A 13,735-nucleotide genomic window follows, 5' to 3' on the forward strand; every position below is an offset into this window, starting at 1 on the left:
GCACGTCCCCTGTTCCCCGCGCGGGCCGGGAGGGCAGCCTGGTCCCGTCTGAAACCGGGTTGGGCGCGGCGGGGCCCCCTCCGGCGTGGAGGGGGCGTGGTGCCGCCGGCGTCCGGGGTGGGCCGTCGCCGGTTCAGATCGTCGGTGTCTCGTCGACGTGTTCCTGGTGGAGTTCGAGGACGAACTTCCAGCCGGCGCTGGCTTCCATGAACCGCACCCGGGTGGGGTAGATGTCCAGGGCGCGGCGGTCCCGGTTCTGGCCGGTCGTGCCCTTGCGCCCGCGGGCCGGCTCTTCGAACAGGTCGACCTTGACGTCCGGCACCGCGACGACTTCCTCGTTCCAGCGCTGGACGATTCCCGCGCCGAACGCCTCCCGTGCGGCGGCGTAGAGCGACTCGAGGGACGCGGTGTTGCCGCCGGGCACGAAGAGGGCGAGGTTCAGCAGGACGCCGGCACTGGCCAGGACCTCGATTTCCTCTCCGGCTTCGTCGGCAACCCATATCCCAGGCTGCTCGGCGTCGTCGGGGAGGATGTGGACTTCCTCGCCGAAGACCGTCCTCGCGGTGAAGGATCCGCCCTCGAAATTCTTGCCCGACTTCGTGAGGGATGCCGGCGCGTAGCAGCCGAGGGGGAGATCATCCATGGCTGCCGAGACGAGGATCTCGTCCTTGAGGCCCAGTTCCGAGACCTCCTCGGCCGTCAGACGCCGGGCCGTAACCTTGCTGGTGTTCACAGTCTTTCCCTTTCTTCGTATAGCCCCACCGGGAGTTCGGCAGCCTGCTGCTCGCGGCTGGGCCGCGGTCTGTCGGCTGCCCCGGTGGTGACTACGCGTCACGTAGCGTAAGTGGCAGGCGCGTCGTGTGACGTCGCCACCCCCGGACAAGATCCCAGAAGCCTCCTGCTCCGCACGATCGGGGCATGCAGCCTGTTCAGGGATGCGTCGTCTTCCGCGGCAGCGCGGTTCGCAGGGGGAGCCACGCGCGGTGAGTCTAGTGCGGGGGACTGACAGCGCAGCGGCGTCGGCGCCCCACCGGGCGCCGTCGAAGCCCCTTGCCGGTGCGGGAATGGTCGCCCCTTGTCGGCCCGGAGGTGCCGGTGCTGCATTTTCCCTCCGCGTACCAGGCTGCAGGCGATGGCTGTCACCCGTGTTCACCCGGTACGTCTGCCTTATGTGGCATCAGACGGGTTTAGTTCGCCGTCATGGCCCCGATCCCGTGGGGCAAGTCCCCCACTGTCGCCGAGCATCAACTGGCCAACCGGTGGCTGCAGTTCACAGCGAATATCGGTCGGGCTCCCACTGACTCAGCTCATGACCACCGTTCCTGCGCAGAAGCCGGGGCAGCACGACCAGCGAGATATCGATCGAGAACCGCCTGGCTATCAGGGGTGAAGGTCCACTGCTGCAGAGCGCGCCGCAGCTCGGACTCGGTCAGCCACCCGTGCCAGGCCACCTCTGCCGGATCAGGGGCGACGATCTGCGGAAGCACGGCGTCACAGACCGCAAGCCAGTGAGGGCTGAGCCCGCCCCGGTTGAGGAACTTGAACCGAAAGTGCGCTGTCGCCCGCACTCCCAGCTCCTCGCTGAGCTCGCGGGCAGCTGCCTGCTCATAGGACTCGCCGACTCCCGCAGCACCCCCGATTCCGAGTTCATAGTGCCCTGGGAAACGGGACAGGTGCTCGGCCCGCCGATGCACGAGAAAACGGCCTTGCCCATCGCGGCACACCACCACGCCAACCCGGTGCAGCCAGCCCTCCCGAACGGCGTCCCGCCGACTGACCACCCCCAGCACACGGTCCTGAGCGTCGACGCGTTCCACGAGTTCATCCACGACGCGGAGGATCGCACAACCCACTGACACCCGCTCGGAATGACCGGACCGTCACACAGTCTTCGAGCACTCAGACCGGCCCCACCCCACCGAACGAAGGATCACGCCCCTGTCTCAATTCTCAATGACTTGCCGGCTGGCAGACCCGGCCGGGCCGCATCGCCACAACCTCGTCCACTGCCTCAAGGCACGCCCGGGCGCCGGGCAGTTCGCGGCGCGCATCCAGGTTCTGGCGCTGAGCCCGGGCCGGTCGGCCGGGTGAGGTGGAAGCCTGCCGCACCCCGAGTGGCCGGTCGGCCCGCCGGGTTTCCAGGGCGGGCCTGCCAAGTGCTGTGCCGTGCGCCGTGGTGCACATCAACGCCCGCGAACGAGCCCGTCCGGACCGGGCTGCCTCCCCGACGGCAAGGCCTCGTGGACCCGCCTCGGCGTGGGCGACGGGCTCGCAGGCCGGGCCACCGGGCCAGCCCGCTGCCACGTGGACGCGATGGCCTCATCGACTTAAACCGATTCATTGATCCCTCGAATCTGTCCCATCAAATCTGTCCAACCCGTTGCCATGGGGGGTGTTGGCCGCCAGGGTGTGATTGAAGCGTTTCAGTACCCTTCTTGAGGAGCACCCGTGCGTCAGCAGATCACCGCGGTGGTCGCTGCATCAGTCTTCGTCGTGGCGGCACCCGCGACGGCGACGGCAGCGAGTCCACCCACCGCCTCCACCGCCCCCGCCGCCGCTGCAACGAGCGTCGGCGATTTGACGGTCAACGCCCTTGACGACCCGCTGGGTATCCCGTTGGCGGCCCCTACCCTCGGCTGGCAGCTCGGCTCCGAGCGCCGCGGCGTCACGCAGCGGGCCTACGAGATACACGTCGCCACTTCGGCCGACCGCCTCGGCAATCCCGATGTCTGGGACAGCGGCAAGGTCTCCTCCCGTCAGTCGGTCGGCGTCCGCTACGGCGGCCCCGCGCTGCAGCCGCACACCGACTACGTCTGGTCCGTCCGCGTATGGGACGACCGGGGCATCGCCTCCAAATGGAGCGCGCCCGCCACGTTCGGCACCGCACTGGGCGACCGGCCGTGGACCGCCGCGTGGATCGGTGCGGACACACCGGCGCTGGGTGCCAAGTGGACCGACTACACGATCAAGTTCACCGCCTCCGACATCAACGGGGCACTTGGCGTCTACTTCCGCGGTCAGGACACCGAGAACGCCTACATGTGGCAGATCAGCGACGCCGATGACGCGCTGCGCCCGCACGTCAAGCGCAACAGCAACTACTCGGTCCTCAAGGCGACACCGTTCCCGGCCGGCTTCGACTTCGCCGCCGAGCACGACTACGCGATCGCCGTCGACGGCGCCACGATCACCACCACCGTCGACGGCAAGCAGCTGGACCAGCGCACCGATGCGACGTTCGGCGGCCCCGGCACGATGGGCTTCCGCACCAGCGGCGCGGAGCGCGGTCTGGTCCGCGACGTCACGGTCACCAGCGACGACGGAACCGTCCTGGTCGACACCGCCTTCCCTGCGGGCGACCGCACCTTCGCGTCCGGCACCGTGACCGACGGCGGCCTGCGCGTCGACAGCGCGGGCGGGGAAGCCTGGCTGCGCCGCGACGAGCCTGTCCCGCTGCTGCGCAAGGAGTTCGATCTCGGCGGTAAGAAGGTCGCCCGGGCACGCGTCTACGCATCGGCACGCGGCGTGTACGAACTGCGGCTCAACGGCGCCCGGGTGGGCAGCGCCGAACTCGCACCCGGCCTGACGGCGTACGACAAACGCATCGACTACCAGACCTACGACGTGACCCGGCAGGTCCGCGCCGGCGCCAACGTGCTCGGCGCCGAGGTCGCGCCGGGCTGGTACAGCGGCAAGGTCGCCATGTTCGGCACCGACGTCTACGGCAAGGACAACTCGGTGATCGCCGAGATGCTGGTCGAGTTCACCGACGGCACCAGCACCACCGTCCGTACCGACGGCACCTGGACCACCACCGGCGGTCCGACCCGCGAGGCCGACCTGCTCGACGGCGAGTCCTACGACGCGCGGGTGGCGAAGCAGGTGGGCGGCTGGGACAAGCCGGGCTTCGACGACGCGCACTGGGCCACGGCGGACGTCCGCGACGAGCCGGTGAACGTACTCGAGCCACAGACCGCGGTCGACGTACGGGTCACCCAGGAGCTCAGGACCGCGAAGCGGATCGCCTCGCCGACCGACGGCGTCTACCTCTACGACCTCGGGCAGAACATGGTCGGCCACGTACGCCTCACCCTCAAGGGCCAGCCGGGCCGCACGGTGACGATCCGGCACGGCGAGGTGCTCAACCCCGACGGCACGCTCTACACCGCGAACCTGCGCACCGCGAAGGCGACCGACCACTACACCTTCGCCACCGACCAGCCGGAGACCTTCGAGCCGTCGTTCACCTTCCACGGCTTCCGGTACGTCGAGATATCCGGCGTCGACCAGGCCCCCGCGGCCAAGGACCTGACCGGTGTCGTCGTCGGCACCGACGGCGACCTCACCAGCAGCCTCGACACCAACTCCGATCTGGTGGACCAGCTGCAGAGCAACATCGTCTGGGGCATGCGCGGCAACTTCCTGTCGATCCCCACGGACACCCCGGCGCGCGACGAGCGGATGGGCTGGACCGGCGACATCAACGTCTTCGCCCGCACCGCCGTCTACAACATGGACGCACAGTCCTTCCTGACCAAGTGGCTGCAGGACCTGCGGGACACCCAGCGGCCCAACGGCTCGCTGCCCGGCGTCGCCCCCGTGGTCCCCGGCCGCTTCGACGGCGGCTACGAGTCGGCCGGCTGGATGGACTCCGGCGTGCACGTGCCCTGGACGGTGTGGCAGGCGTACGGCGACACCGACGTCATCCGCGAGAACTACGACATGATGAAGGGCTACGTCGACTTCCTCGACGCCGACTCCACCGGCCACATCCGTTCCGCCGGCGGCTACCTCGACTGGCTCAACCTCGACGACGCGACCCCGGCCGACGTACTCGACACCGCGTTCGTCGCCAAGAGCACCCGCGAGTTCGCGCAGATGGCGGCCGCCATCGGCCGGGACGGCGACGCGGCGGCGTACCAGCAGCGCTACGAGGCGATCAGGTCGGCGTACCAGTCGGCGTTCATCGGCGCCGACGGCACCGTGAAGGGCGACAGCCAGACCTCGTACATCCTGACGCTGACCAACGACCTCGCCCCCGCCGACCGGCGTGACGCGATCGTCGCCAAGTTCGTCAAGACCCTCGAGCGCCGCGACTACCACCTGTCGACCGGCTTCCTCGGCGTCGACGGACTGCTGCCGGCACTCACCCAGGCGGGCCGCTCCGACATCGCCTACCGGCTGCTGCAGCACAAGGACTACCCGTCCTGGGGCTACGAGATCGGGAAGGGCGCGACCACCGTCTGGGAACGGTGGAACTCCATCAACCCCGACGGCACCTTCAACGACGTGGGGATGAACTCGTTCAACCACTACGCGTACGGCGCGGTCGGCGAGTGGATGTACCGCACCATGGCGGGTGTCTCGGCGGCCGAGCCGGGCTACCGCAAGGTGCTCATCGCCCCCGAGCCCGGTGAGGGCATCGACCACGTCGACTTCAGCCACCAGACGCCGTACGGCACGGTGCGCAGCGCGTGGAGCACGACCAGCGGGACGATGAAGCTCGACGTCACCGTGCCGGCGAACACCACCGCCGAGGTGCGCATCCCGGCGGCGAACCGCTGGGCGGTCACCGAGGGCGGCACGCCGATCAGTGACGTCGACGACGTGAGATACGTCGAGCAGGCCGACGGGGACGTGGTGCTGGAGGTCGGCTCGGGGCACTATGCGTTCGCGGTCGACCCGATGCTCGGGGACCTGGGGGCGGCCCGGGAGCAAGCAGCGTCGTTCTCCGACGACGTCGACGCGCTGCAGGTGCGTGGCGCCGGCAAGATCGCCAAGGGTCACCTGCAGGTGCGCACCGCCCTGATGCGGACCGAACTCGCAGCCGCCTGGCGCCTGCAGAGTGAGGGCGCGGACGAGCGGCTGACCGCCGCCGCGGTGCACCGTGCGCTCGCCGGCGTGGCGGACCTCGACCGATGGACGCAGACGTACGCCGATCAGGGCACCATCGACAAGACGGCGGCCACGGCGCTGCGTGATGCACTGACCGGTATCGAACGGACCCTCTCGCGGGCATCGTCGCGCCTGGTCGGCGCAGTCGCCACGCTGGAGGTGCCGGCCGACGAGATCCTCCCGGGCGATGTCGTCCGCGTGACCGTGGCGTTGAAGAACACCGGCAAGCGGCCACTGACCGGCGTCGATTCATCTCTGCAGGCGCCCAGCGGCTGGACGGTGAAGCCCGTGGGCCGGCACGCGTCCACCACAGGCGCGGGCAGTACGGTCAAGCACGCCTACGACGTCACCGTGGCGACCAACGCGCAGGCGTCCATGGCCGACCTCACCGGCTCGGTGTCCTACCAATACGCGGGAGGAACGGCGACGCTACCGGTGTCGGCGGGCCTGCCGGTCGCCCCCGGCGTCGCCATCGACGGTGTGTCCACCACGCCTGACCCGGCCGGCCCGGGCCAGGAGGCCACCGTCGCCACCGTGCTGACCAACCGCACCGATGTGGTGCAGTCCGGCAAGCTCACGCTCGCCCTCCCCGAGGGCTGGCCGACCCCGAACCCGGTCGCCTACCAACTGAACCCGGGGGAGAAGAAGACGGTCCAAGCCGTCGTGACGGTGCCGCTCACCGTCGTCGGCCAGGCGGCCACGGTCACCGTGGCGACCGGCTCCACGCCGGCGGAGCAGGCGACCGGCACGATCGCGGTCTCGCTGCCCACCCCACCCGCGCAGTCGAGCGACCACGTCGACCTCGGTGACGGGCCGTCGGAGTCCGCCCACCGGCTGACGGCGTCGGAGCACTCGGGGACGAACATCGAGGCCGGGCTGACACGGCGCTACACCCACTCCTCCTACCCGGGTGGCTGGATGGAGTTCGACGCCGCCGTACCGACCACGGGCCGCTTCGTGGTCCGCATCGTCGAGACCTTCGACGGCGCTCGGCGCAAGACCTATGACGTCCAGGTCGACGGCCAGGTGGTGCACAGCGTCGACCTGAGGCGAAGCGAGGGCGGCCAGGGCACCATCACCCACCAGTTCGTGGTCGACCCCTCCGCCGGCACGTCGGACGGCACCGTGCGGCTCCGCTTCCAGGACACCGGCGCCGACTACGACCCCTCGATCGCCGACGTGTGGGTGATGCCAGTCGACTGATGTAGCCGGCGACACCTCGTGTGCCTGAGCACCCCGTGACGGGGTGCTCAGGCACACGACCCGCGGCAAGGGCAAGGCCATCTGGCACGCCCTTGCCTGTGCGCTGGGGCCCCGCGGCCCTGGACGGTTGATCGGTGTCGCGATACCCCGCCGGCCGTGCCGCCTCTCGCCTGGGGCCTGTCCGCGGATACTGCCGATGAACTCGGGTGCCGCCACGCTGCCGGCACGTCGTACGACGACGAGGATCTTCCGGCCGTGCCTGCGGTCGATCACCGCGTCGTCGGTCTTCATCGCTGTCGCACCGGGTGCGAGGGTGCCCGCCAGAGGCGCGGCCCCGTTCCGGAACGCGCTGGGTGTGGCGATGGCCGCGTCCTCGGTGGCACTCATGACGACGGTCGATAACCAAGCCTGCGACGCGCAGCCATGATGCGCCCGCCCACGCTCAGCTCGACCGGCCGCGGGTTGCCGGCCCATCGGACGTCCTTCTCGCGGCGACGCGGGTGCGTTGGCGTGCGGTGACCCTGGGGCTGGGCGATCCCGCCCAGCCCCAGGGTCAGGAACTCCGCCCGCGTGATGCTGGTCCGGGCTGGTCTCAACCCGGCTGGTGCCGATCGTGTAAGCGCTGGCGGACCGCCGGTCCCCAGCCAACGTGAGCCAGGAATCCCCGTCCTTTGGGACGGGGAGGATGTCAAGTCAGCTGGTTGCGCTCCAGGGAGAAGAAGGTGACCTGGTAGAAGCTGCTCTGCACGTGTGAGGGCAACTGCCGCACGTGATCGGCATGGATGGTGGTGTAGACGTCGTGCCTGGTCATTCCAGGCGCGGGTGTGTAGGTGCCGGAGAAGGTCATCAGATCCTGGTCACGATGGCTGAAGGTGATGATGAAGCAGTATTCGACGAGTGGTTCCGCGGGGTGCGACATGGCCGCCTCTTGGTGGTGTGGGTTGGGCTCATCAGTGCGGACGAACGCGTGATCCGTCGGGTTGCGCGGGGGCGGCATGAGGGGCCGGCACGAGCCCGGGGTGGGGTTCTGGGCGGCGCGTCAGCCCGAGGCGCCGTTGCGCCGGGCGTAGGCGCGGGCTGCGCGGGCGCGGTCGCCGCAGCGGATGGAGCACCAGTGGCGCCGGCCGTGGGTACGCATGAGGAACCGGTCGCAGGGGGCGGAGCCACAGGTGGCGAGGATGCCGGCGTCGGGACCGGTGAGCAGGTCGGCGGCGTCGGCGGCGAGGGTCGCCAGTGCGTGGTTGACGGCCTGGTCGGTGGGGTGTGCCTGGATGCGGCGCAGTCCCTGAGCCCCGTCCCAGGCGAGGAGGGGTGCGGTGGGTACAGCCGTGAGTGCCTCGTTCACCGCGCTCAGGGAGTCTTCGGGCGGCGTGGTGCCGGTGACGCGGGCGGCGAACAGGGCGCGTACGTGTGCGCGAAGCGCGCGCATCCGCTGTGCGCACACCTCGTACAACTGCACGTCCGGGGTGGTCAGGTCGTGGGCGACGAGCCAGTGCATGGCGGATCCGGGGGTGGCGAGCAGGTCGTAGCTCTGGCCCGCGGGCAGGGTCGCGGCGGTGTTGGCGAAGTCCAGGGAGCGGTACTGGCCGGCACCCGGAGCTGGGGGCAGGGCGGTCCGCGCTGTGTCGGTGGCCAGGGTGTCGTCCATGCTTCTCATGGTAGCGGTTGCTTTTTTCCATGAGGCCTGCCTAGCCTGGTGTCACGTTAAACACAGATCTTTTGCGTGAGGAATGAGGAAGACGTGATGTCCGAGCTCAACGCCGATCAGTTCCCGGTCCGCACGTACGGCGGCCCGACCGCCTTGTTCGAGTACGGCGGCCTGCGGTTCTTGACCGACCCGACGTTCGACGGCCCCGGCGACTACGGCCGGCCCGGCCGCCCGGTCCTGACCAAGACCGCCCCCTCCACCGGCACCCCCGCCGATGTCGGCCCCGTCGACGTGGTCCTGCTCTCCCACGACGAGCACCCCGACAACCTGGACACCTCCGGCCGTGCTCTGCTCGCCGACGTCCCCCTCACCCTGACCACCCCCGGCGGAGGCGAGCGCCTCGGGCAGAAGGCCAAGGGTTTGGCCGACTGGGAGACGGTCGAGTTGGAGCGCCCGGGCGGCGGCACCGTCACCGTCACCGGTGTTCCCGCCGTCCACGGCCCCGGCCCGCGCGAGGAGGTCGAGCCCTTCACCGGCCAGGTCGTCGGTTTCGTCCTGACCGGAGAGGGCCTTCCCACGGTCTACGTCAGCGGCGACAACGCTTCCCTCGACGCCGTCAAGGAGATCGCCGAGCGCTTCGCCCCGGTGGACACCGCCATCCTGTTCGCCGGTGCACCTCGTTTTCCCGTGCTCTTCGACGGCAACCTGATCGTCCTGGACAGCGCGCAGGCCGCCGAGGCCGCCCGGATCCTCGACGCCCGCCGTGTCGTCCCGGTCCACCACGACAGCTGGGCCCACTTCACCGAGGGCCGCGAGGACCTGGAGGCCGCCTTTGCCGCCGCGGGTCTGGCCGACCGCCTGGACCAGGACTGGGCGCAGCGTTCCTCAGCCTGAACCGTGGACGAGGCCCTCGTGCATGTCCGGCGCGTCAGCCCTGGTCCGGGTGCGGTGCGTTCGTGTCGAGGCGGGCGAACAGGTCGGCGACCAGGGGTGCCGCGTGCTGTTCGAGGTAGAAGTGCCCGCCGGGGAAGGAGCGTGTGGCGAAGCCCGACCGGGTCACTGCGGACCAGGCGTTCACCGCGTCCTCGTCGACGTGCTCGTCCTGGTCGCCGTAGTAGGCGACGACTGGAACGGCCAGAGTCGGCGGCGGGACCGTGGCCTCGTAGGCGTCGAGGAGGCGGTAGTCGCCCCGGATCACCGGAAGGAACAGCTCCCGGAGCTCCGGGTTGGCGAGCACCTCCGCATTGGTGCCGCTCATGGCGACCAGTTCCTCGACCAGTTCCTCGTCGCTCGCGTCGGCGAGATTCCGGGAGCGCATCTTCTCGGGACCGGGCCGACCCGAGACGAACAATGCCTCGAGTCCGGTCGCGGCGGGAGCCGCCGCCAGGCGTGCCGCGACTTCGAATGCCACGGAAGCGCCCATGCTGTGGCCGAAGAGGACCAGCGGACTGCCGGCGAGCTTCGCACATGCCTGAGCGATCGGCTCGGCGAGCTCCTCCATGCGCTGGGCCGGCGGTTCGGCAAAGCGGTCCTCCCGCCCCGGGTATCTGACGGCCAGCAGTTCGACATCGTCGGGAACGAGTCCGGCCCAGGAACGGAAGAAGCCGGCCGATCCTCCCGCGTGCGGGAAGCAGATGAGCCGCAGGCGTGGGGCGCGGCAGTTCCGCACCTGTCGGAACCAGGGGTGAAGCGACGTCCCACTGGCCGGGCGGTGCATCACGTCTCTTCTCTTCTCTGTTGTCAGCGTCGGGCTTCGGTCCTTCCGCCACTCTGCTACGTCAGGACGGCACCGGCCGGCTGATGCGCGGTGGTTTGAGGAAGGTGGTGAGTACCCCTGGTGCGGCGCCGGATTTCCTTGGCCAGCCGTTCCTGCGGAGTGTGCGGATCAGTCCTGCCGCCAGATCTCACGTCGGAAGCCGGTGAAGGCTAGCACGTCGTTCCGGGTGGGATCGAAGTGCGGTGCGGCCTGTCACCTGGCGTTCCGTCATGTCACAACGTGAGACCTGAGCACCGGTGAGCGCCCCAAAGGTTGGGGCGCAGTAAACCTGCCGATGATCTTGCGCTCACCGGAGTGTTGCATTTGGTGAAAAGATGAACCAACCATGGAGCTTCAATTGCTATCCGGCCGTCGCGTGAGCGCGACCTCCCTCGAGCAGTACCCAGTACCAGAGAACAAGGAAATGGTCATGACGAACCCGTTCGAGGACCAGGACGCCCAGTACCTCGTGTTGGTCAACGCGGAGCGGCAGTACTCGCTGTGGCCGGTATTCGTCGAGGTCCCCGACGGCTGGGAGACCGCGTTCGGCGAGGCTCCTCGGCAGGACTGCCTGGACTACATCGAGCAGGCGTGGACCGACATGCGGCCGAAGAGCCTTGTTGACGCCATGGACGGCAACTGAGTCGTATCCGAGACAACAGGGGCTCGGTCGCGTCAGCCGCAGCGAAACCTTGCCGGGCGCGATCCAGCGCTCTCGGCGTGGGCCGTCGGCCGAATCGCGGTCCCGCTCCACGAGCCCCTCATGTCCGGGTCCGCTGATCTACTGAAACCTTCTATGCGCTCTCCAAGGCGAAACACCCGCCCGCAACTGCCCCGGCAGTTCCACGCCGTCTGGGCCTCGGTGACCGTCTCCAGTCTGGGTGACGGCATGCGGCAGGTCGCCCTTCCTCTGCTCACCGCCGACCTCACTGACGACGCCCGGCAGGTCGCGCTGGTGGCCTTCGCGGGACAGCTTCCGTGGCTTCTGGTCAGCCTGGTGTCCGGTGTCCTCGCGGACAGGCTTGAGCGTCGTCGTGTCCTGTGGCTCGTCGACATGGCACGGGCAGCGATCATGGCCGGTGTCGCGCTTCTCACGGTGTTCCAGGGCCTGTCGATCCCCATGCTGGCCGGGGTCGCCTTTCTCCTGGGCTGCGGCCACACGCTCTACAGTGGCGCTTGGTCCGGCCTCGTGCCCTCCCTGGTCGCCCCTGAATCGCTGACCAAGGCCAACGGACGCCTCCAGGCCAGCTGGCTGATTGCCGGGAGCTTGGTGGGCGCACCGGTGGGAGCCGTCCTTTTCGAGATCACACCGGCACTGCCGCTCGTAATCGACACCTTGTCATTCATGTGCTCTGCAGGGCTCATTCTGCTGATGCCGGGTGGTCGTCCGGCCGCGTCCGGCGACACCCCTGACGCTCGGCGGTCACTACGTGAGGACGCTCTGCACGGTCTCCGCTGGTTGTGGCGGCACGGTCTGCTGCGTCGTGTGTGGGCCATGTCCGCGCTGGTCAATCTCGTGGTGGCCGGCCTGATGTCCGTTCTGGTCCTGTACGCGCGGCAAACACTGGAAATGGGAAGCTCCGGTTATGCCCTGCTGGTGGCGGCGTTCGCGGTCGGTGGGATCGCCGGTGTGCCGCTTGCGTCCTACCTGGGGACCCGGATCGGTCCGGTCCGCGTGCTGTGGATCGGCTCACTGATCATGGGGGGCATCTGCGCCGGCATCGGCCTGGCCGGATCGGCCACGGCAGCGGTGCTGTTCGTCGCCTGGTACGGAGCGGTGAGCCTGGTGTGGAACGTCACTGCGGCTTCACTTCGCCAGACACAGGTTCCGGCCGGTCTGCTGGGCCGGGTCAGCATGACCTTTCAGATGGTCAACGTGGGTGCGGGCGCCTTGGGGGTCCTGCTGACAGGGCTGGTCTACTACGGCATCGGCCCCCGGGCTTCCTTCCTTGCCGGAGCGGTACTGTTGTGCCTGGCCGGCGCGTTTCTTTTCGGCTCCCACGTCGATGCCGCAGTTGATGAGACCGCCGGCGCGCCGGCCCCGCTGGTGAACGTGGATCCGCATCTCCCGTGACGCGACGACGCTCCCGCCCCGAGCGGGTGGCGGCGACGCAGTGCCGGATGGGGTGGGCTGAGGGCCGCAGGAGCGGGGCCGTCGATCATGCGCGGCCTCGTAGGACCCGGGACCGGTTCGGTGCGGGGCTGACGTTGAGGCCCCGCCGTACGCGGTGCCCTGCCCGCGCGACGACCCATGTGCTGCTGCCGGAGGCGGTGCTGCCGCGCAGGACGGATGCCGTTGACCTGGCGTTTCGCATGCCAGGTCCGCGGGAGCGGGAAACTCGCCTGCCGACCGTCCGCGGGGTCGGCCAGGATCTGCGGCGTGATCCCTCGCCTCTGCAGCCGCCGTCCGCACACCACCACGCCTGCAGAGGATCACGACCGTGAACTACACCGTCCGCGAGTACACGCCCGCCGATGAGACCGCTTGGCTGCACTGCCGGGTGCTGGCCTTCTTGACCACCGCCTACTTCGACGACGTCCTCCGGGCCAGGCCCGGCACGTCGGCCCCGGGCCTGGACCTGGTCGCGGTCGACGAGCACGACCGCCTCGTCGGGATCATGGACACCAGCGTCGAGGGCGACCTGGCCACCATCGACACCGTCGCAGTCCACCCCGACCACCAGCACCGCGGCATCGGCCGCCGACTGCTGGAGAAGACCCGCTCGCGGGCCCGGGCCGCCGGGGCTTCCACGCTGGACGCCTGGACGCGCGACGACGCGGACACCCTGGCCTGGTATCGGGCGATGGGCTTCGCCGAGAGCGACCACTACCTGCACGTCTACGCCAACCACTACACCTCGTCCGATGAACCCGGCCACGCGATCGAGGCGGCCCGAGGAGGCCTGCGGCCCATCGCACTGTTCCTGCACGCCACGCTCGCCGACGAAGAGCGACTGCGGGGCGAGTTCGCCCGGGTCCACGTCTGCCGCCGCTTCTCCACGCCGGTCCGAGTCCGGCTGCACCAAGTCGGGCAACCTTCGCCGGCCCTGGCCGCCGCCGCCCGCCCAGGGATGTTGCACGTTCCGGGATCGTGTAGACCGGCCGCGCTGAGCGGGAGTTGACGCGGCAGAAGCACGGGGACGACAGCGGTGATCATCCGGGTGTCTACGTCGGCTGACCAGAAGGAGATCCCGTTCCTGCCGCTCCGCCCTCCCGCGCTCGCGGGGCCCACG

Annotated in this window: 10 protein-coding genes and 1 pseudogene; 6 read left to right on the plus strand and 5 right to left on the minus strand. The window is 69.5% G+C overall.

Annotated features, from left to right (window positions below):
• Positions 1 to 133: 133 nt before the first annotated feature.
• Entirely contained in the window at positions 134 to 733 is a 600-nt protein-coding gene (locus AC1VWI_RS42370; protein WP_499516391.1) for a hypothetical protein, read from the minus strand.
• Positions 734 to 1,307: 574 nt separating this feature from the next.
• The gene (locus AC1VWI_RS42375; RefSeq protein WP_499516392.1) at positions 1,308 to 1,829 is read right to left on the minus strand and encodes an NUDIX hydrolase; all 522 of its coding nucleotides are present in this window, start codon (positions 1,827 to 1,829) and stop codon (positions 1,308 to 1,310) included.
• Between the two features lie 619 nt (positions 1,830 to 2,448).
• On the opposite strand from AC1VWI_RS42375, the gene AC1VWI_RS42380 reads away from it, so the two are divergent.
• Positions 2,449 to 7,098: a family 78 glycoside hydrolase catalytic domain gene (locus AC1VWI_RS42380; protein WP_499516393.1), complete on the plus strand. Its 4,650-nt coding sequence runs from the start codon at positions 2,449 to 2,451 to the stop codon at positions 7,096 to 7,098.
• A gap of 543 nt (positions 7,099 to 7,641) precedes the next feature.
• Positions 7,642 to 7,824: pseudogene (locus AC1VWI_RS42385) on the plus strand (hypothetical protein); the annotation flags it as partial.
• Here AC1VWI_RS42385 and AC1VWI_RS42390 read toward each other — a convergent pair.
• Both AC1VWI_RS42390 and AC1VWI_RS42395 read right to left on the minus strand, forming a co-directional pair.
• Positions 7,787 to 8,017, minus strand: a complete 231-nt coding sequence (locus AC1VWI_RS42390; protein WP_499516394.1) for a hypothetical protein — start codon at positions 8,015 to 8,017, stop codon at positions 7,787 to 7,789. The pseudogene AC1VWI_RS42385 and the gene AC1VWI_RS42390 sit on opposite strands and share 38 nt — an antisense overlap.
• Positions 8,018 to 8,137: 120 nt before the next feature.
• Entirely contained in the window at positions 8,138 to 8,746 is a 609-nt protein-coding gene (locus AC1VWI_RS42395; RefSeq protein ID WP_499516395.1) for an ABATE domain-containing protein, read from the minus strand.
• Positions 8,747 to 8,842: 96 nt separating this feature from the next.
• On the opposite strand from AC1VWI_RS42395, the gene AC1VWI_RS42400 reads away from it, so the two are divergent.
• Positions 8,843 to 9,640: an MBL fold metallo-hydrolase gene (locus AC1VWI_RS42400; RefSeq protein WP_499516396.1), complete on the plus strand. Its 798-nt coding sequence runs from the start codon at positions 8,843 to 8,845 to the stop codon at positions 9,638 to 9,640.
• 34 nt (positions 9,641 to 9,674) lie between these two features.
• Here AC1VWI_RS42400 and AC1VWI_RS42405 read toward each other — a convergent pair whose 3' ends face one another.
• Positions 9,675 to 10,415 (minus strand): thioesterase II family protein, encoded by a 741-nt coding sequence (locus AC1VWI_RS42405; RefSeq protein ID WP_499516397.1) that lies wholly within the window; start codon positions 10,413 to 10,415, stop codon positions 9,675 to 9,677.
• 517 nt (positions 10,416 to 10,932) lie between these two features.
• On the opposite strand from AC1VWI_RS42405, the gene AC1VWI_RS42410 reads away from it, so the two are divergent.
• The 3 genes from AC1VWI_RS42410 to AC1VWI_RS42420 all read left to right on the plus strand — a co-directional run bounded on the left by AC1VWI_RS42410 (position 10,933) and on the right by AC1VWI_RS42420 (position 13,624).
• On the plus strand, positions 10,933 to 11,145 hold the full coding sequence (locus tag AC1VWI_RS42410; protein WP_499516398.1) for an MbtH family protein: 213 nt from the start codon (positions 10,933 to 10,935) through the stop codon (positions 11,143 to 11,145).
• A gap of 153 nt (positions 11,146 to 11,298) precedes the next feature.
• The gene (locus tag AC1VWI_RS42415) at positions 11,299 to 12,576 is read left to right on the plus strand and encodes an MFS transporter (protein ID WP_499517051.1); all 1,278 of its coding nucleotides are present in this window, start codon (positions 11,299 to 11,301) and stop codon (positions 12,574 to 12,576) included.
• Between the two features lie 367 nt (positions 12,577 to 12,943).
• A complete protein-coding gene (locus AC1VWI_RS42420) occupies positions 12,944 to 13,624 on the plus strand; it encodes a GNAT family N-acetyltransferase (RefSeq protein ID WP_499516399.1) in 681 nt (226 codons plus the stop codon).
• Positions 13,625 to 13,735 lie beyond the last annotated feature (111 nt).

The sequence above is a fragment of the Streptomyces sp. TOM-9 genome, assembly GCF_056858595.1.

What these genes read in the sequence shown, in the direction of transcription:
- AC1VWI_RS42400 (WP_499516396.1), top strand. Translation starts at nt 8,843, where the DNA reads ATGTCCGAGCTCAACGCCGATCAGTTCCCGGTCCGCACGTACGGCGGC.
- AC1VWI_RS42390 (WP_499516394.1), bottom strand. Translation starts at nt 8,017, where the DNA reads ATGTCGCACCCCGCGGAACCACTCGTCGAATACTGCTTCATCATCACC.
- AC1VWI_RS42410 (WP_499516398.1), top strand. Translation starts at nt 10,933, where the DNA reads ATGACGAACCCGTTCGAGGACCAGGACGCCCAGTACCTCGTGTTGGTC.
- AC1VWI_RS42395 (WP_499516395.1), bottom strand. Translation starts at nt 8,746, where the DNA reads ATGGACGACACCCTGGCCACCGACACAGCGCGGACCGCCCTGCCCCCA.
- AC1VWI_RS42415 (WP_499517051.1), top strand. Translation starts at nt 11,299, where the DNA reads ATGCGCTCTCCAAGGCGAAACACCCGCCCGCAACTGCCCCGGCAGTTC.